This is a genomic window from Metabacillus rhizolycopersici (genome assembly GCF_020075705.1).
The window spans coordinates 1-19,391 of the sequence record NZ_JAIQUM010000058.1; the positions used below are offsets into that span (position 1 = coordinate 1).

General features: G+C 35.9%; 17 protein-coding genes, 1 other RNA gene, 1 pseudogene and 1 riboswitch. Of the genes and pseudogenes, 2 read left to right on the plus strand and 17 right to left on the minus strand.

Annotated features, from left to right (window positions below; translation table 11 throughout):
• From K9V48_RS20180 to K9V48_RS20215, 8 genes are all read right to left on the minus strand, one after another.
• Positions 1–790: fructose-bisphosphatase class III (locus K9V48_RS20180; RefSeq protein WP_224140954.1), on the minus strand; the 790-nt coding region annotated here is incomplete at its 3' end.
• Between the two features lie 932 nt (positions 791–1,722).
• Positions 1,723–2,544, minus strand: coding sequence for a carbohydrate ABC transporter permease (locus K9V48_RS20185; protein ID WP_224140955.1), 822 nt, complete (start codon positions 2,542–2,544; stop codon positions 1,723–1,725).
• 1 nt (position 2,545) lies between these two features.
• Positions 2,546–3,445 (minus strand): carbohydrate ABC transporter permease, encoded by a 900-nt coding sequence (locus K9V48_RS20190; protein ID WP_224140956.1) that lies wholly within the window; start codon positions 3,443–3,445, stop codon positions 2,546–2,548.
• Positions 3,446–3,727: 282 nt separating this feature from the next.
• Entirely contained in the window at positions 3,728–5,038 is a 1,311-nt protein-coding gene (locus K9V48_RS20195) for an ABC transporter substrate-binding protein (protein ID WP_224140957.1), read from the minus strand.
• Positions 5,039–5,052: 14 nt separating this feature from the next.
• Positions 5,053–6,225 carry a diphosphate--fructose-6-phosphate 1-phosphotransferase gene (locus tag K9V48_RS20200; RefSeq protein ID WP_224140958.1) on the minus strand — a complete coding sequence of 391 codons (1,173 nt, stop codon included), beginning with the start codon at positions 6,223–6,225 and terminating at the stop codon, positions 5,053–5,055.
• A gap of 18 nt (positions 6,226–6,243) precedes the next feature.
• Complete coding sequence (locus K9V48_RS20205; protein WP_224140959.1) at positions 6,244–7,200, minus strand: DeoR/GlpR family DNA-binding transcription regulator; 957 nt, start codon at positions 7,198–7,200, stop codon at positions 6,244–6,246.
• Positions 7,181–7,492, minus strand: a complete 312-nt coding sequence (locus tag K9V48_RS29720) for a T7SS effector LXG polymorphic toxin (protein WP_224140981.1) — start codon at positions 7,490–7,492, stop codon at positions 7,181–7,183. Before K9V48_RS29720 ends, K9V48_RS20205 begins: the two co-directional genes overlap by 20 nt.
• A 281-nt stretch (positions 7,493–7,773) precedes the next feature.
• Positions 7,774–8,640 carry a sulfurtransferase gene (locus K9V48_RS20215; RefSeq protein WP_224140960.1) on the minus strand — a complete coding sequence of 289 codons (867 nt, stop codon included), beginning with the start codon at positions 8,638–8,640 and terminating at the stop codon, positions 7,774–7,776.
• Positions 8,641–8,806: 166 nt separating this feature from the next.
• Here K9V48_RS20215 and rnpB point away from each other — a divergent pair.
• Positions 8,807–9,208, plus strand: an RNA gene (gene rnpB, locus K9V48_RS20220) — RNase P RNA component class B.
• A gap of 253 nt (positions 9,209–9,461) precedes the next feature.
• On the opposite strand, the gene K9V48_RS20225 is transcribed toward rnpB, so the two are convergent.
• Positions 9,462–9,647 (minus strand): DUF2187 family protein, encoded by a 186-nt coding sequence (locus K9V48_RS20225; RefSeq protein WP_224140961.1) that lies wholly within the window; start codon positions 9,645–9,647, stop codon positions 9,462–9,464.
• A 622-nt stretch (positions 9,648–10,269) separates the two neighbouring features.
• Here K9V48_RS20225 and K9V48_RS20230 point away from each other — a divergent pair.
• A complete protein-coding gene (locus tag K9V48_RS20230; RefSeq protein WP_224140962.1) occupies positions 10,270–11,172 on the plus strand; it encodes a DMT family transporter in 903 nt (300 codons plus the stop codon).
• 435 nt (positions 11,173–11,607) lie between these two features.
• Here K9V48_RS20230 and K9V48_RS20235 read toward each other — a convergent pair whose 3' ends face one another.
• The 8 genes and pseudogenes from K9V48_RS20235 to K9V48_RS20265 form a co-directional block, all read right to left on the minus strand.
• Entirely contained in the window at positions 11,608–12,807 is a 1,200-nt protein-coding gene (locus K9V48_RS20235; protein ID WP_224140963.1) for a phosphoglycerate dehydrogenase, read from the minus strand.
• A 150-nt stretch (positions 12,808–12,957) separates the two neighbouring features.
• Positions 12,958–13,036: riboswitch (ZMP/ZTP riboswitch) on the minus strand.
• Positions 13,037–13,253: 217 nt separating this feature from the next.
• A complete protein-coding gene (locus K9V48_RS20240) occupies positions 13,254–14,384 on the minus strand; it encodes an NADH-dependent flavin oxidoreductase (RefSeq protein ID WP_224140964.1) in 1,131 nt (376 codons plus the stop codon).
• A 210-nt stretch (positions 14,385–14,594) separates the two neighbouring features.
• Positions 14,595–15,137 (minus strand): dehydroquinate synthase/iron-containing alcohol dehydrogenase family protein, encoded by a 543-nt coding sequence (locus K9V48_RS30015; RefSeq protein WP_438803907.1) that lies wholly within the window; start codon positions 15,135–15,137, stop codon positions 14,595–14,597.
• Complete coding sequence (locus K9V48_RS30020; protein ID WP_438803908.1) at positions 15,053–15,658, minus strand: iron-containing alcohol dehydrogenase; 606 nt, start codon at positions 15,656–15,658, stop codon at positions 15,053–15,055. Before K9V48_RS30020 ends, K9V48_RS30015 begins: the two co-directional genes overlap by 85 nt.
• Positions 15,659–15,823: 165 nt before the next feature.
• A complete protein-coding gene (locus tag K9V48_RS20250; RefSeq protein WP_224140982.1) occupies positions 15,824–16,423 on the minus strand; it encodes a nitroreductase family protein in 600 nt (199 codons plus the stop codon).
• Between the two features lie 298 nt (positions 16,424–16,721).
• Positions 16,722–17,327, minus strand: a pseudogene (locus K9V48_RS20255) (alpha/beta hydrolase).
• A complete protein-coding gene (locus K9V48_RS20260) occupies positions 17,327–18,271 on the minus strand; it encodes a ring-cleaving dioxygenase (protein ID WP_224140965.1) in 945 nt (314 codons plus the stop codon). The pseudogene K9V48_RS20255 and the gene K9V48_RS20260 overlap by 1 nt, the downstream one beginning before the upstream one ends.
• Positions 18,272–18,313: 42 nt before the next feature.
• Positions 18,314–19,252 (minus strand): ring-cleaving dioxygenase, encoded by a 939-nt coding sequence (locus K9V48_RS20265; RefSeq protein ID WP_224140966.1) that lies wholly within the window; start codon positions 19,250–19,252, stop codon positions 18,314–18,316.
• Positions 19,253–19,391: the final 139 nt, after the last annotated feature.

Here is a 19,391-nt window from a genome sequence, read left to right on the forward strand (position 1 = left end):
TGATTCCATACACATCTTCAATAATATCCAAATTATTGTATCTCGCACAGATTCGAATAATATTGGCGAGACAAACCTTTGACCCGGCAAAGGCACCTATCCAAAGAACATCATGATTTCCCCACTGTATATCAACGGAATGATAGTTGATGAGAGCTTCCATAATTTTATCAGGCTCAGGTCCGCGATCATAAATATCCCCTACGACATGAAGATGGTCAACAACCAATCTCTGAGTCGTATAAGCAAGACCTATAATGAGCTTATCTGCTTGACCAAGGGAAATAACTTGCTGGACAATTTTTGAATAATAAGGTTCCCTATTTTGGAAATCGTCCGTTTTGTATAGTAACTCCTCTATAATATAAACAAACTGACTAGGCAATGCTTTCCGTAATTTCGAGCGTGTATATTTAGAGGAGGCATAAGAAATGAGCTTCATCATACGCTCAATGATTTCTGTGTACCATAGGTATAAATCTGTTTCATTGTCAAAGTTATTTTTAATTAACTGTATTTTTTCTTCAGGATAATAAACTAATGCCGAAAATTCATTTATTTCTTGTTCAGATAAAACCTCTACAAAAAGGTCTTTAATTTTCTCTTTTACCTTCCCCGAGCCATTTCTCAGTACGTGCTGAAAGGCTTGATACTCCCCGTGTAAATCACTGACAAAATGCTCTGTCCCCTTTGGCAGATTAAGAATGGCTTCAAGATTAATAATTTCAGTGACTACTTTTTCTTCACTATCATATTTTTGATCCAGTAAATCTAAGTATTTTGTGTTCAACATTTTGTATCCCCTTTTAAAATGACCTATATCTTACATCTAATAGATTTCAGTTTAATACTTAACTGAAATTTCATTATATATAATAGTACCAAATTTTCTAAATTTTTAAAGTAGTTTGTTAAATAACAATTCTCGCTCTATCTAAATATATGTATTATTTCTTTGCCAAAATGTAAATCGCCTAATGGAGTAAGTTTTTTGTAAAATTTTTAAAAGCTTTCTTCAAAATTTTTTAAGTACTAATAAACAAATGATAAGATTCCATATTCCTCCGTTTCAGAGTATGCTGATTACATGCCCTTGCGCAAGCTCCTTTAACCACCCCGCTGAAGAATAGCAATCTCCTATAATATATTCATTCATATATTTACTTGTCTTTGAAGCTTCCATCTTTATTTTATCGTTTTTAATAATAGAAATTAAAGACCAAACAAAATGATTACGATTTATATCGTACATTAAAATACATCTTCTAACAAAAAAGCAACGCAAGACGTAAATAGTGACTATTAGGATTTATATTTTGAAGGGATATTTGGTGAAAGTGATACAATTTATTTAGATAGAGGTTCATATTAATTGTTCAGGTTATTCACTTAATTAGGGATTATCTTCTATAACTTGAATCGTAACGATTGTTATTTGTCTTTTTGATTAAATCCATATTTTTTTGGGAGTTCTAAAAATTAATAAGCTGAGTGGTTTTATTTGAAGAAATTATTAATTATGATAGGAAAAAAGCTTGGTTGTGTGTAAATTACTTAACTTCCAAGCTTTTTTATGTATTGAATTGTGCGACTACAATCATTTACATACCTCAAAACCAACATATCTAAGAGCAGATTCTTCTTATATAACCCTAACCAGTGACAGTGAACATTCTTTATTAAAGTTGTAAACAAACTTTTTAGGAGTAAGATCCCTCTTTCTTATTTAACACTCCCTGCAGTAAGTCCTTGCAGGAAATATTTTTGAATAAATAAAAACACGATGATTAATGGTGCACTTGCCATAAAAGATAAAGCCATTAATGCATTCCATTCTGTTGTAAACTCACCAATCAACATCCCAATTCCAATGGTAAGTGGTCTAACGTTAATAGAATTTGTTAGGACAACAGCGAATAGAAACTCATTCCAAGCAAGAATAAAAGTGTAGACTCCGGTCGCTATTAATCCCGGCAAGCATGGAGGTAATATTATATAAAAAAATGATTTTAGAGGACCACAGCCATCTATTTTCGCTGCCTCATCCAATTCTTTAGGAATCGTATTTATAAAATCCCTCATCATCATGATAGAGAATGGCAGAGCGAAAGATGTATATGCTAAAATTAAGGCCAAATAGGTATTATATAGACCCACCCTTGTAATAAATAGAAAGTATGGAATAACTAAAAGGACCATTGGAAACATCTGAGTTAGTAAAATATAGATTAAGGCTGAGCTTTTCCCTTTAAAATTAAACCGAGAAAAACCATAACCCGCCATAGCTGCACATATTATACATATAAATGTTACGGATAAAGCAATAATATAACTATTAACAAATAGGCGAATTAATTCTTTGTTTTCAAAAACGGTTTGAAATGCATCTAAAGTAAACGTTGGGGGTAATAATTTTAAGGGTGATGCAAACACTTCAGGGTTCGTCCGAAATGCAATGCTAATCATCCAAAAAATAGGTATCATGGCGATGCTTCCTAATACGATTAATGATAAGTACACAGAAAAATTTTTCTTCCTTAACAATTTATTCTCCCTCCTTCTTGATTGAAGATTTTAAATAGAAAAATGATAAGGCTACCATAATCAGGAGCATAAATAGAGCTGTGGCAGAAGCGTATCCAAAATCTAACGTTCTAAAAGCATGATGATAAATATATGTTGACAGAATTTCCGTGCTATTCATTGGACCGCCACCAGTCATAAGGAAGACTAAATCAAACGATCTGAAATTCCAAATAAACTCTAGGATACCTAACGTCAAAATAATATTTTTTAATTGAGGTATAGTAATATAGATTAATTTCTTAAAAAATCCTGCTCCATCAATATCTGCAGCTTCATATAAATCATTTGATATTGTTTGTAAACCGGCTAATAGCATTAACATCATAAAAGGAAAACCTCTCCAAATATTCGCTACAATTACGGCTAGTAATGCTGTTTTTTCATCACCTAACCATGCCGTTTGGGAAATTTCAGTAAATCCTAGTCCACTTAACATTTTATTTACTAATCCAAAAGGATTAAATAGTAACATAAAAATGGCGGCAACGACCGTTGAAGATGTTAACCAAGGAAACATTAAAATAGACCTAAAGATAGCCCTAAATTTCGTGTTGATTTGTTGATTTAAAAGTAAAGCAAAAGTTAAACCAATTGTGAGTCCAGAGAAAACACTAATCACTGTAAAAATAACTGTGTTTTTCAATGCATTCCAAAACATGGGGTCAACAATAAATTCTGCATAGTTTTTTATTCCTGAAAATACTGGATTTGCTTTGTCGGTATAGTCATAAAAGCTCATTAAAATAACCTGATATAAAGGATAAGCCGTTAACAAGAGAAGTAATGTTATGGCAGGTAGAATAAACGACACTTTTCTAAAGTAATCTATTAAATCATTCCTCACATGGTTATTTTTCATTGTATTCCTCCATAAAATCAAAGGCTCGAAGTGAGCCCTTGATTTTTAATCGTTTAAGAAACTATAAAATTCTTGTACTGTGGATAAGCGCATGGCATCCAGCGCAAGCGTCCGGCCCCGAAGCACAGGACGTGCAAGTGCAGTCAATGCGACAGGACGTCGCGTTCTTGACTGCCTCTTGGGTCTAAGCCACTTTTGAATTGAAGGTTAAAAAACACCTTCTATTCAAAACCGTCTTATTTTCCCGAGGCTGATCAAGGCGCTTCCGCTTTTGTTCGTCTATTATTTATTTTTTTCAAGAACTTCATTCCAGTAAGCAGCTGCATCATCTAATGCTTCCTCAGCCGTCTTCTTACCAGTTATGAAGTTTTGGATTTCAATGGTAAATTGCTTTCTCAAATCCACAGCATTTGGTAAATAATGATCAACAACTTCTACACGATCAAATGTTTCAAATTCCTCAACAAACACCTTCAAATAAGGATCCTCTCTGAAATATGGATCATTCATGGTTTCTGTGTTATAAGGAAAGAAATTTGTCGCTTTATCCCATAAAAGCTGTCCCTCAGCACTACCCATGAATTCAATAAACTTCCATGCAGCGTCTTTGTTCTTCCCCTTTGAACTAAGTGCTAAAACAGATCCTTGCGCGATGGTTCCTGTTTGTTCCCCTTTTGGTAATGGTGCAACCCCAAAGTCCAAGTCTGGATTTAAATTTTTCTGTATGTTTACACCCCATGGACCTTCAAACATGAAAGCAACATTTCCAGAAGAGAAATTTGCTCTTTTTTCCTTTTCACCTGCACTTAGTTCACCTGGAGTGCTTACCTTATTTGTTACCATTAAATCTTTCAAATAATTTAAAGCTTTAACACCTTCAGGAGAATTAAATACGGCTTTATTATTTTCTAAGATTTTTCCACCAGCTTGTAATATGAAGGGCATAACTTCATAAGTGATGACAGTTGGAGGCTCAGCAGCTAGATTCCCAGTTAAGGCATAGCGATTTTTACTCGGATCTGTTAGTTTAATAGATGCTTCCATAAATTCATCCCATGTAGTAGGAACTTCCACTCCAGCTTCATCCAGCAACTTTTTATTATAGAACAATGCAATATTCCCATTCGTGATCGGCATACCGTATATGTTCCCTTTATAAGGAAGCATCATTGGTCCTTCTATTTCTTTTTTCATGTCTTCTGGTAATGTAGCTAATCGATCATCGATTGGTTCAATGATACCGGCGTCTGCAAATTCAGTTAACCAAGCTCCTGATGCCGTAATAATGTCCGGTGGATTACCTGCTAAATCTAAGGACAAAATTTTATCATGTTCTTGTGCGAATGGAAGGTCATCAATGATTAATTCAATATCAGGATGTTTCGCCTCAAATGCTTTTTTGACTTCATTGATTTTATCTGGACCTTGTTCATTCACCCAATGCTGGAGCCAATGGATTTGTGTTTTTCCATCTTTAGTAGTTGTGTTATTCTCATTTGTATCCTCTGATGTAGATGCTGTCGAAGGAGGTCCGCAAGCTGATAGCATAAGTAATAAAACACTGAGTAATGTGAATAACTTAAACTTTTTCATCAAAATCCCCCATCCTAATATAAACTTTCAGTCGTTAAATAATTAGAATCCATATTGATCTCTTTTTCTAGCAATGGTAGTAAATAGTTTTTAAATTTATCCGTTGGCATAAAATTTCTTGAGTCCCAAAAATCTGAAGGCATCACCCTCTCTTTTCCAGAAATTTCAGATAAATCAACCCGTATTAATTTGTATTCATAGGGGTTACTGGAAGTCCTTTCAATCCCGATCATCTTCCCGGTTTCCCCTTTTAAAGCAGTCCTAATTGCCTCCTTCCCTATTATTTCAGCTTCTTGTAAATCCTGATGAGAAACCAAGTTCATAGAACTTCTATATAATTTATTTGGGATTGTAATACTTGTTTTGATCTCTAAATGTTTCTGAATTTCTTGAGCTAGTCGATAACTTATACCACCGTTATACTTTTGTCGTGGATTATGATGATTAATCTCAGAAGTAAAGGATGTAAGTTTCATATGATCGGAGACCATGATTAAGATATTCGTATTTTCTTTCATTGCTGATTGGATATCAGATAAAATTTCTTCTATTGTTGTTTCTCTTTCAGGTAAATAGACTAATTGCGGAAAGTCATTCTTGTGTTTTTTCCTAATCGCACTTGCCCCAATTAGCCACCCCGCATTCCCTCCCATAACTTCCATTATTTCAATTTGTGGGGGGAAGCTATTTGACCTAATATCTGCTTCTAACTGTTTTAATGAATGCAATAAGAATTTTGCTGCGCTTATATAACCGGGAGTGTGATCAGTTCCAAAAATGTCGTTATCTACTGTTTTCGGAATAAAAATACATCTAATATCCAAATTTCGTGATTTACAAATCTCATGAACTTTATTTATTGTTCTTGAGGAACCATTTCCTCCTATGTAGCAAAAGACATTAATAGAAAGTTCCAGTAATTTATCTACGATTTTTTCTAAATCTGCATTCGTTAGTTCATATCTGGATCCGCCTAAAATGGCTCCAGGTTGCTCCTTTGCATTTTTTATTAAGTCAATTTTATTGGTTAAATGGATAATATTATTCCTCAAAATACCTTCTAAGCCATCTACAGATGCGATCACGTTCTTTATCTCATCAAGCTCTAGTGATTGAGCAAGTACTCCATATAATGTAGAATTAATAACAGGCGTTGGGCCTCCAGATTGCGCAACAAAAATATTCATACTTCACCTTCCTACTTATTATGCAATGAGAACGTTCATCATTTTTTCGAGTTGCTTTTGATTTTCAGGGTCTATCTTATCATCGGTGATAATAGTATGTGATGAATCGAATTGAGCAATTTGAAACGAGCTAATCTTTTCTATTTTGGATGAATCAACCAACCAATAAACTTCTTTTGCAGATTTAAGTAGTTGTTTTTTCACATCTGCTTCTAAAATATCGTTACAAGTAAAGCCATGTGAGTAGGAAAGTCCTGATGCTGCAATAAAAAGTTTATCTACAAATATAGTCGATATTATTTGCTCCATCATAGAACTTACCATAGTAGTCGTTTTAGACCTAAACACTCCTCCCAATATGATTTTTGTAATATTCTCCATCCCCTCTAATACCTCTGCAATATTCATAGCTGTAATAAATGCCGTAATCGTTATATTAGGGCTTATACTCTTAGCAAATTCATACATAGTAGAACCCGCATCAATCAAAATACTATCTCCATTTCGCAATAAGGATGAGGCTGTTAAAGCTATCTGTTTTTTATTATTTTGATTGGTCATACTTTGTTTAAGAAACCGATTGTTTAAGTAATCTTTCGAAGTGTTTCCATTCTTCCTTATGGTAACGCTTTCATTTTCTTGCCAAACAGCTCCACCTCTTACCTTTTTAATATTAGGAGTATGTTCTTCAAGATACTCTACATCCTTTCTAGCAGTAACAGCGGAAATATTTAATTTATCAACTATTTCTTGAATACTAACGGTTCTATTTTCCTCAATAAAATTCGCTAGGATTTCTATTCTTTTTGTAGTAATCATATATTTCACACATCCTATTTTTGAAATTAACTGAATTTTCTGTAATTTATTTAATTTTATTTTAATTTTTTGTTTTTGTAAAGAATAACTTACTGTTTTTTTCTTTAATTTACTATAATTTACTTTATTGTTGATTTCATTTTGTTTTTTTGTCATAGTATGATGGTTTTCGTGAGTTTAATAGATAAACCTCGCTTACTTTGTAGGCTTCTGAGTTCAAATGGATTGGTGAGATCATATTGCCCTTACGAGATGCTTCAATCAATTGCTGAAAAAGAGCTGTGACATATCGCTTGTCACCTTCTGACAACATGTATTCTGATTTTAAGTCATGATCAAGCTGATTGACCGTATCAATGGTGTCTTTATTTTCTTTTTCGATATGGTCGTAAAAGCTTCTTGTTGAGAAGGCATTAAGTGATATGAGATCATCAATTCGGTTGAAAATCGTTTGTAGCTTATCCTACTGGCTTGCAACCATTTGCTTATGATTTCTTGTGTGATGCACCAGTTCATCCTCAAGAGTACTACTAATCACCAATATTGAACTTGTAATCGATGTTTTCAATATCTTCTGCAGAGGCTGGTTCATTAAACACAGATTCTTCTTTGATTGTTCCGATGAAATTTCTCCATGTATCCTTCATACTTTCTCCATTTTATTTGGCTCAAATAATAAAAAAGCGCTATTCCATTAATGAGAGGAATGCGCCTAAACCGTTTGTTAACCTACTTATCTTCTTCTCTTTCATTCTCTACTGCAACAGGATTTGTTGGATACGAAATCCAATCGCTCCAGCTCCCAGCGTATAATTTTACATTTGAGTATCCTGCTTCTTTAAGAGCCAAAATGTTCGGACATGCTGAAACTCCAGATCCACAATAAACAATTACTTCTTTAGATAATGGAACTTCAGAAAAATGAGTGATTAGCTCTTCTCTTTCCTTCCATCTTCCCTCTTCGTTCAAAACGTTCTTCCAAACATAATTTTTTGCACTTGGTATATGGCCTGCTACGGAATCAATCGGTTCGAATTCACCAAGATAACGCGGGTTCTCTCTAGAGTCGATTAAGATTGTATCTGGATGATTAAGCTTTTTCTTAACTTCTAAATGATCTACCCATTTCCAATCATTATTTATTAGTGGAAGTAAAGTTTTCGGTGAAGGCTGAGAGGTAACATTCGTAATTAATTTGTTTTCACTTGTCCATTTTTTCCATCCTCCATCCAATACAGCTGGATCAGATACTCCTATGTAATGTAACAGCCACCAAAGCCTGGAAGCGATCATCCCACCTTGATCGTCATAAATAACGACTTTGGAATCATTGCTTATTCCGAGTTCTCCAAGCTTTTTTGCCAATATGTTTACATCGGGTAATGGATGACGCCCGCCATGTTTATCAATTTGCGCTGAAAGATGTTTTTCGAGGTCAACATAAACGGCACCAGGTAAATGTCCCTCTAAATACTGTTTATATCCTTCCTCAGGATTGCTCAAATTAAATCGTGTATCTACTATGACCAGCTCTTTATTTTTCCTTTCCATTTCACTAGCAAGCCATTCTGTACTTACAATATTTTCCACGTCCATTCTCCTTATCTAAATTAATCTAGTGTCTTCATTAGACTATGTACAAAATTAAAATCGTTTGCCTATGAACTTTTACAATTTTTTCCGAATGATATATTACCAATAATTACGTTTGTTATTACATCATAACATTAGTTATAATATTTATTGTACACTAACTGAATTAATGTTCTGGTAATCGCTGCAACATTTGTTGTTGCCAGAGGAAAGTCCATGCTCGCACAGTGCTGAGATGCCTGTAGTGATCGTGCCTAGCGAATTCATAAGCTAGGGCAATTTGGCGCATAAAGCTGAATTGATGGCGGGAAAAAACGCCTAAGTCTCATTTGAGATATGGCTGAGTATCCCTGAAAGTGCCACAGTGACGAAGCTTATAGGGAAACCTTTAAGATGGAACGCGGTAAACCCCACGAGCGAGAAACCCAAACTTTGGTAGGGGAATCTTCCCAAAGGAATTGAACGGAGGGAAGGACAGAGATGCTTTGCTTCTCTGTAGATAGATGATTACCACCTAAGTACAAGGTTAAAACCGTTTGAAGTACAAAGGTACAAAACATGGCTTATCGAACATTAATAGAACAGGTATGTACAGACAAACCTTCATTTGAAGGTTATTTTTTTGTCCAAACTTTCATTTTTCACTGACAAAAGTGACAAAAAATAGCTCTTAGTTTGGTTCTAAAAAGTTCATTCATAACTAAAAATATCCCTTCAAATCGAAAGGGATATTTCCTTAGTATTCTTCACTATTGTGTTGGTTTGCTGGATAGAGATGTTTACGTTTTATATTCCAAACGGAAAAACTATCAAAAGCAATTCAATCAACTTTTTGATTTTGTTAATTTGTAATTTTTATGATTCACAATCGTTATCAGTGGTTCATCTTTTACTTTTGAAAAGCCGTATTGAACCATAACGGAATTTTCCCTAATACCTGAAACGACACCTTCATGGGATTTACCCTCCCGTTTAAAGGAAATTACATCACCAATTTTTGCAGTGGCCATTTCATCACCTCGCTTTTATCATGCCCTAAAATAGCAGAACAAATACTTTACATCCTGTATCAATTTATCAGTATTAATAGGTGAACGCAAGGAATAATTTCCCATATCTCTAATGATTGAAAACATTATGTCCTATATATTTTTAATGTTAGGAATGAAAAAAGGGGCTTTTGGAAAACTAATATTAAGGTTCTATAATAAAAAAAGAAAAATTTATGGAGCATTAACCTATTTATACTTCTTTTCAGTTGTGGAATTCCATCATTTTTTTCACATCAATTATTGACAATTCTTCTAATTTTGGATCTTCCGCATTAGTCAATATAGCTATATTCACTTCCATATCCTCAACTTTAGATTCACTTTACTCTAATTGTATTTCTTTATTTTCTTTAAATGAATTAAATAATAACAACATATAAAAAGGGAGAGAATGAAAGGTCCCGATATATCTGAAATCGTTACCTTTATAATTGACATTATATTTTTTACTAATTATAATTTGATAGCATCTAATGAATAGATGTGAAGTCATCATTTGGAAATCTATATAGATTAAAGACATGATTTAAAAAGTAATGTACTGTTATCAGGATAAATTCAATTTGAAAGAAGAGAAAACATGAAAGAACTGTCACGCACTAAAACGATTAGCTTAATTACTATTCTCGTAGTATTATGGGGAGCATCATGGCCCATATACAAAATTGCCTTAGGATATACTCCCCCCCTTCTATTTGCTGGAATGCGTACTCTTTTTGGCGGATTACTGTTAGTAATTCTTCTAGCTCCAAAATGGAAACAAATTCGTTGGAAAGAAAACTGGCCTATTTATTTAATAGCATCCATGTTCAATGTGATCTTGTTTTATGGAGTACAAACTGTCGGGCTTACGTATATTCCCTCGGGACTATTCTCGGTTATTGTTTATCTCCAGCCTGTGCTTGTTGGTCTATTTGCCTGGTTATGGCTAGGAGAACGGATGACTATCGTAAAAGTGACCGGATTAATTATCGGATTCTTAGGTGTTTCAATTGTTAGTGCCGGAGGTTTCTCCGGTCATATAGCTATTACAGGTGTCATATTAGCCTTAATCTCGGGACTTAGTTGGGCACTTGGTACTGTATATATTAAGAAAGTTAGTTACCGGGTAAATTTAATGTGGCTTACTGCCTTTCAATGTTTGATTGGAGGGATTGTCCTAACTGGTATCGGCTCGGGGGTAGAGAGTTGGTCCAACATAATTTGGAATCCCCCATACTTATTCGGTTTAATCTTTGGAAGTATTCTAGGCATAGCCGTTAGTTGGATTATTTACTTTACGCTTGTTAACTCTGGGGACGCTAGTAAGGTAGCAGCGTATACATTTCTTGTTCCACTACTCTCTGTCTTTGCAGGAACATTATTCTTGAGCGAGCCTTTCACGATAAACCTTGTTATCGGACTCCTCTTCATTACATTCAGCATCCATCTAGTCAATCGTAAACCAAATACAATGATAGAACATAGTAAAAAAGCAGCCTAACATTTTATATTGAAAGTCAAGAAAAAAATCAAAAAACTTTATAACTTTGTAGTTAAATATATTGACACATATTATATAAAAGAAAAGGATAGATGAACAGTGAAGAATCCCTGTTACATCTATCCTTTTTTGACCTACATATGATCTCATTTATCACAACAAATTATTTTGTATGCTGTTCTAAGCACCTGTTATGTGCAGAAGGAATTACTTAATTAATCGAAATTGATTTCACGAATGATAGACCCAAATATTGATACTGAATCATCACATTTTCTATTGGTCTATTATATACAATAGTTATTTCATAACTGACATCTTTTATTTTATTAATCCTCTGCAAATCCAGTTTATCATCGCTTCGAGATCAACTATATAACCCGTTAGTCATCAGGTAGTGTTTCCTAGTTCTCTTCCTGATCGATTCATGTATGCTTAAATGATACGAGTTGTCACAATGCCCTCGATTTGTTTAATTTTTTCCTCTAATTGAGGAATGATATAGCTATCTACTTCGTTATCAATGTCAATCATCGTATAGGCGTATTCTCCTCGGCTTCTGTTAACCATATCAGCGATGTTTAAATTAAGGCTTGATAAAGTCTGTGTGATTTGTCCAACCATGTTTGGAACGTTTTGGTGAAAAGCCGCCACACGTCGCTTTCCTGTATAAGGAAGGGAGGCATTGGGAAAATTCACTGAGTTTTTGATGTTTCCTGTTTCTAGAAATTCCTTCACCTGACGAGCCGCCATAATGGCACAGTTTTCCTCTGATTCTTGCGTAGAGGCACCAAGGTGTGGGATTGGAACGACATTTTTCATTTTCAACACTTTTTCATTCGGGAAGTCTGTAATATACTGACCAACTTTTCCACTTGCAAGTGCAGCTTCCATATCCGTTTCATTCACAAGCTCACCACGTGAGAAATTTAAAATATGAACACCAGGCTTCATGATGCTGAATGTTTCTTGGTTGAACATCCCTTTTGTATTTTCAGTATACGGAACGTGTATAGTAATATAATCAGAGTTAGCAAATAACTGTTCAATCGTCATAGCGCGTTGTACTTTGCGTGACAAGCTCCATGCAGTATCGACAGAGATGAACGGGTCAAATCCAATAACGTCCATGTCTAGACCTAGCGCATCATTCGCTACACGAGCACCGATTGCCCCCAAACCGATAACACCTAGAGTTTTCCCTTTAATTTCTGTTCCAACAAATTGCTTCTTTCCTGCTTCTACAAGCTTAGGAATTTGTTCGCCTTCCCCTTCTAACGTCTTAGCCCAAGCCACACCAGCAAAAAGGTTACGAGATGAAGCCATTAATGTTGTTAGGACCATTTCCTTCACAGCATTAGCATTAGCGCCAGGAGTATTAAAAACAACAATTCCTTGCTCTGTACATTTGTCGACAGGAATATTATTGACTCCCGCTCCTGCTCGTGCGATTGCTTTTAAATTATCGGCAAATTCCATAGTATGCATGTTATAACTGCGAAGAACAATCGCATCAGGGTTTTCACTCTTATTGTCAACTGTAAAATTATCCTTATTGAATACATTAAGCCCGATTTCTGCAATATTATTTAAGGTTTTAATTGTTTTTACTTTTTCTAAAGTTATTGTGCTCATCTTGATTTCTCCCTTTTTATCAAAGAATGTTTTTAAATTCATAACGAATGATGGACTTTCAAGCAAAAGAACTTGCCATACTCACAAAAATTCACTAAAAAATATAAAATCCTCTCCTTATAAACAGAAAGAGGTAAGGGATACTTCCCTTACCTCTGCCCAGGCGAACGGCTACGACACTATGTGCTCCCCCACGGTTATCCGCGTTTCGCCAGTTACACATAGTCTTTTGATTTCTTTCATTCTATCGGATTATCCTCCAATCTTCAATCACTTTTTAAAAATTGATTAAAATAAAATTTCTATTTGATTAATCTTTAGTCTAATACAGGTAAAAAAGGGTCTTCTTTATTCCACCTTACTTTATAAAAATAAAATGAATCTTTCTTAAGTTGTCTATCGTAAGATACAAGCCCCTTGTCGTTGATTCTTTGGTTATCTTCATTCTAATCTTCAATTGGAAACCATCCAGGTGTGTTGACAATCACTTGCCAAAGAGGATTTGGCACCACAAGACGAGACCCGGCGTCTTTCTTTAGTTTTATTTCAATTTCAGACTCTTTTCCCTGCTTAACTTTTTCAACCCAATCAGGATCAATAATGAGCCCTCGTCCGATTGCAATCATTGAAACACCACTTTGAATAGCTTTTAAAGCATCGTCTGCTGTGTAGATTGAGCCTACACCAATAACTGGAACACTTTCCCCAACTCTTTCCTGAATAATTTCAAGGCGAGAACGGGAATCTTCAACACCGCGTCTTGGAGTTGACCAGAACTCCATTAAGGAAACGTGAAGGTAATCAAGCTCTTTACTTGCCAAAACATCCACTAATGCAAGAGTATCCGCCATTGTAATTCCAGGTGTTTCAGGCTCCTCTGGTGAGAATCTATATCCAATGAGGAATGGTTCTTTTGCATGTTCAGCCACTGCCTTTTTCACTTCATCTACAACAGCAATTGGAAATGATAATCTTTTTTCCAAACTGCCACCGTATTGATCTTCACGTCGGTTGGAATGTGGTGAAAAGAACTGCTGAATTAAATATCCATTAGCGCCATGTATTTCAACCCCATCAAATCCAGCTTCGATCGCTCTTCGGGTAGATTCGCCAAAATCACGAATAATTGATTGAATTTCTGTCTCAGTCAAAGCACGAGGAACTTGATCTGATACTACGCCTTGTTCTGCCGGAACAGCACTAGCACTTACAATTTCTCCATCTGGAACTAACTCTGGCGGACACATCCTACCACCATGGAAAATTTGCAGAACTGCTTTTGCTCCTTGTTCTTTAATTGCAGAAGCTATTCTGCGTAAGCTTGGAATCAAGTCATCGCGATCGCTTCCAAATTCACCTTGAAATCCTTTTCCATTAGGTGTGACATACGCACAAGCTGTTACAACCATTCCGACTCCATTTGAACGGCGACTATAGTATGCTACTTCCTCATCTGAAACAGTACCGTCTGGATTTGAAGAAAAAGTGGTCATCGGTGCCATAACGACACGATTATCTAATTGAATTCCGCTCCGCAAAGTAATTGGCTGGAATAGTGGTGTATATTTTGAACTCATAATTCTCGACCTCCGTATTTTAGTGAACCTCTTTATCATACTTTTACGATATAAAAGATGCATTAAATATGCTTGATGATGGTAGATTCTCAGTATAATTTGTTGAATTTTCTAAAGTTATTAAAGGAAAAAAGGAAACGTGTTTTTAATTGATTGAATAATTCTACACTCTTCAATCCCCTTTACAAAGCATCGATTACATATCCAAGCTTAAAAATGAAATCCTCCAATAGGTCGTTTACCCATGAAAGCATAATCAAGTAATCGTCGAATCGTTTTTTGATCAATTGGACGAGGATTATAATAAGCATTTTTTGTAGCTAGTTCTGCGGCCTGATCCAAATCTGTCTCCTTCATTCCAATTTCAGCTAATGATGTCGGAGCACCTAAGGAAGTACTCAGATCAAAAAGAGTCTCAGCCACGGCATCTTTATCCGTTCCAAGTGACCTTGCAATTGCTTGAACCGCGTCCGGTGCATAAGCAGCATTGTACCAGAGTGCATAGGGTAAAATGACAGAATGGGTTTCTGCATGTGGAAGGTTGTAGCTTCCTCCCAATACGTGACATAGCTTGTGGTGTATCGCCATGCCTACAGATCCTAAAACCGTACCAGCTAACCAACACCCGTAAAGAGCCTTGGAGCGGGCCTCTATATCATTCTGGTCAACTAAAATTGACGGTAAACTTGAATGAAGTGCACGAATTCCCTCTTCAGCAAGTAGGGAAATAATCGGTACAGTCCTTCTACACAATGAGCCATTGCGTTTAATCCGCTTGTTACAGAAACTCGAGCAGGTAACTTAACCGTCAGTTCTGGATCATAGATGACCGACTTTGGCTTAACGACAAAATCTTTCCCTGTTTTCTTTAGTCCATTTTCCGTTATCCCCCAAATTGGCGTCATTTCCGATCCTGCGTATGTAGTAGGAATAGCCACAATTGGAAGAGAAGTGTTTAAAGCAATTGCTTTGGCTAGACCGATGGAGGATCCCCCTCCAACTGGAACAAGACTATCTATATTCAGCTCTCTTACCAATTCAACTGATTTTTCGACCGTCTCCATTGGCACATGCTGAACCGCGTTTGCATGGATATCCGCGCATAGGTCACCTAGTAAACGTGAGATTTTCATAGCAAGCTCTTTTTGTCCTGGTGAAGAGATAACCAGCGCTCGTTTGACACCAATCTTTTTTAGTTCAGCATGCACTTCTTTTCTTACTCCAGCCCCGAAGATAACCCTAGTCGCTTGAGCTTCATACATAAAATTTTTCATATTAGCTTCTCCTTCTAATACTTTCAAAAGTCTCATAGAGACATACGATAATCGATGTATTTAACTGTTTCGGATAAACTTATCATTGCCCTGTTTTTAAAATTTATTGTTAAAAAACCAGCTCCAATATAGGAAACTGGTTTAACATCTTTATAAAGCTATACATTACTTGTAAAATTTCACACGATCTTCAAGTGGTTGGAATTCTTTTTCACCTGGTGCAGCTGTTGGATTACCGAATGGCATTTGTGCAATTAGTTTCCAATTTCCAGGGATGTTCCATTCTTTTTTCACTTCATCATCAATTAGTGGATTATAGTGTTGTAAAGATGCTCCTAGTCCCTCTGCTTCCAATGCTGCCCATACAACTAATTGATGCATACCTGATGCTTGGTTTGACCAAATTGGGAAGTTATCAGCATAAGGAGCAAACTGTTCTTGAAGTGATTTAACTACCGCTTCATCTTCAAAGAATAATACTGTTCCATAACCTGCTTTAAAAGAATCCATTTTTTGTTGAGTTCCTGAAAAATCTCCATCCCCAACTACTTTTCTTAATGTTTCAGTTGTAATGTCCCATAATTTATTATGTGCTTCTCCTGATAATACAACAAGACGTGCAGTTTGAGAATTGAAAGCCGATGGAGTATATTTCACAGCAAATTCTACAATTTCTTTAATTTTTTCATCCGATACTTTTACATCTTTATTGATTCCGTAATAAGAACGTCTTTCTTTAAGTGCAGTGTAAAAATCTGTTTTCAACGTATTTGTCATAACAAGTATTCCTCCATTTTTTAATATTTAATTAAAATATTTTTAAATAAAATATCTTTAATTCAATATAATGTTAAGGTATTTATTATTCATTGTCAATTATCTTGTTCTGGGTAAAACAAATTGGTTCATCTTTCCCAAATCTAATGATGCACCTGTAATAAATTCCCCTCATTCGCTACTAAAAATTCCTCATTCTAAAACAAAAATACAAATGCTTGGTTATAATAAATAACCGTAGCTGAAGTCATTCTTTCCATTAAGCCATAGCCACTGATTGGATCGATTAAAAGAGCTTACGATACCAGAGTGCCGCAGCCTCAACTTCATTCATAGTCAATTGAAGACCCCTATTTCCCCAATGAAGTTCAACATTTGTATTCGCCTTTTCCAATAAGGATTGGAGTTCAGTCTATTCCATCGGGGAACAGATTGGATCGTTTGTCCCAGCAGCAATAAACACGGATTTCCCTGACAAATCAGGAAGTTCAATCCCTTTTCTCGGTACCATCGGGTGATGAAGAATAGCTCCCTTTAATGCATTTTGATAGTGAAATAATAAACTAGCAGCTATATTGGCTCCATTTGAGTAACCAATCGCAATAATATTTTCTCTGTCAAAGTCATACTTTTCAGCTGCTTCATCAAGAAACTGATTCAATTCTTTTGTTCTAAAGATCAGATCTTCTTCATCAAACACACCTTCTGATATACGGCGGAAGAAACGAGGCATTCCATTTTCAAGGACATTTCCTCGTACACTTAATATCGAAGCTTTATCGTCAATTCTTCCAGCAAGCGGCAATAAATCTAATTCATTTCCACCAGTGTCATGGAGTAATAATAAAGTTGGTTTTGCAGAATCCTTCCCTTTTTAAAAAATATGTTTCATTATTTATCCCCTTCCAAAACTCTGACCTCAATTGGAGGTAAGATCTCTTCTAATTCTTTTCGTTTTTCCTCGAACCATGAAGGTAACATAAGTTTTTCTCCAAGCTGATCTATTGGTTCATCAACAGTAAAGCCAGGTGGGTCAGTCGCGATTTCAAAAAGAATGCCTCCTGCTTCATGGAAATAAAGAGCTTTAAAGTAATTTCGATCGCGAATCTCTGTTGGATGATATCCCTTGCTTTGAAGCAGGCTTCTCCATCTTAGAAGATCTTCTTCATCCTTGGCTCTCCAAGCAATATGATGAACCGTTCCAGCCCCCATCAACCCACGAACTGAAGGGGTTAGCTTAATATCAATTGTATGTCCAAGCTCTGCTTCCGATTTAAATCTCAGGAAGCCATCTTCTTGCCCTATGCATTCGAGTCCCATTATATTTTCAAGCACATCTGCCGTTTGATTAGGCTGTGCGGAAAGTAACAGCGCACCACCAAAACCTTTAATCGCAACGTCAGAGTGGATTTCTCCAAAACTCCAATGATTGATAGGTCCTTCTTTTCTCTCGATAAGTTCTAGTTCGATACCATCTGGATCTTGGAAGGTCAAATACTTTTCTCCAAAACGTACTGATTGCAAGAATTTCACTTCAAATCTTTTCAAGCGATTCTCCCAAAACTGAATCGAATCTTTTGGAATGATAAAACTAATCACTCCTACTTGGCCCATACCGACGCGGCCTTTTAACTGTTTAGCCCATGGAAAGAATGTGATGACAGTTCCTGGATCACCAGAATCATTCCCAAAATAAAGATGATATACTTCTGGACGATCGAAATTGATTGTTTTTTTAATAAGTCTTAACCCAAGCACCCCTGCATAGAAATCAATATTTCTTTGGGCATCGTTAACCATTGCGGTTATATGGTGAATACCTGCTGTTTTCTGCATTCTTTACCCCCCATTTCACCTAAGTTTAGGTCCTTACATTAATTAATCTAATTCTCTAACTTCAACCGGAAGAACCAATCGTTCAATTTGATCTCGCTGTGATTCATATTGATCCGGTAGCATCAATTTTTCTCCCATTGTCTCTTGAGATTCATCATGAGCGAACCCTGGTGGATCAGTTGCGATTTCAAAAAGAATTTCCCCATGCTCTCTAAAGTAAATCGCATTAAAATAGTTTCGATCCTGAACAGGTGTGACACCATAACCATAACCTTCGATATACTTTTTCCAATCTAGTTGGTCTTGATCATCCTGAGCTCTCCACGCAATATGGTGTACTGTTCCTACACCCATTCGCCCACCGCCGATTGTTGTTAATTTTAAATCAATGATATTTCCTATATCACTAGAAGAACGGAAGCGAATAAAATCTCCTTCTTTACCGACTTGCTCAAGCCCCATTATTTTTTCTAATAGTTCAGCTGTTTTTTCTGGTTGTTTTGACAATAATGTTGCTCCGCCAAAGCCTTTTATTGCTACATCAGGTGTAACATCTCCAAAATGCCAAGTGTTCACTTCTCCTTCTTCTCTCTCAACAATTTCCAAATGAAGTCCATGAGGATCATCGAATTCTAAATATTGCTCCCCAAAGCGTTCCATTTTTGTAAAAGGTACATTGAACTTTTCAAGTCTTTTTTCCCAAAATCCCATAGCTCCTTTTGGAACAACATATGAAGTGACTCCAACTTGACCATCACCAATTTTTCCTTGATACGCATTAGCCCAAGGAAAAAATGTAATGATTGTTCCTGGTTTTCCGCCTTCATTACCGAAATAAAGGTGATAAGTACCAGGGTCATCAAAATTCACCGTTTTTTTAACTAAACGTAATCCTAAAACACCTGCATAAAAATCTACATTCTCTTGTGGATGACCGACGATTGCTGTGATATGATGAATTCCCATTGTTTTTTTACTCAATTTTTCCACTCCTATTTTTATAAAGTGAGACTTCCATCAGTGGAGGTTTTCTTCATCCCCCACTGATGGTTAGTGAGACTTATCGGATCTTTACGGGCAGTTATCTCCCAATCATCTTCTTTGCTTCTCACGAATCTTG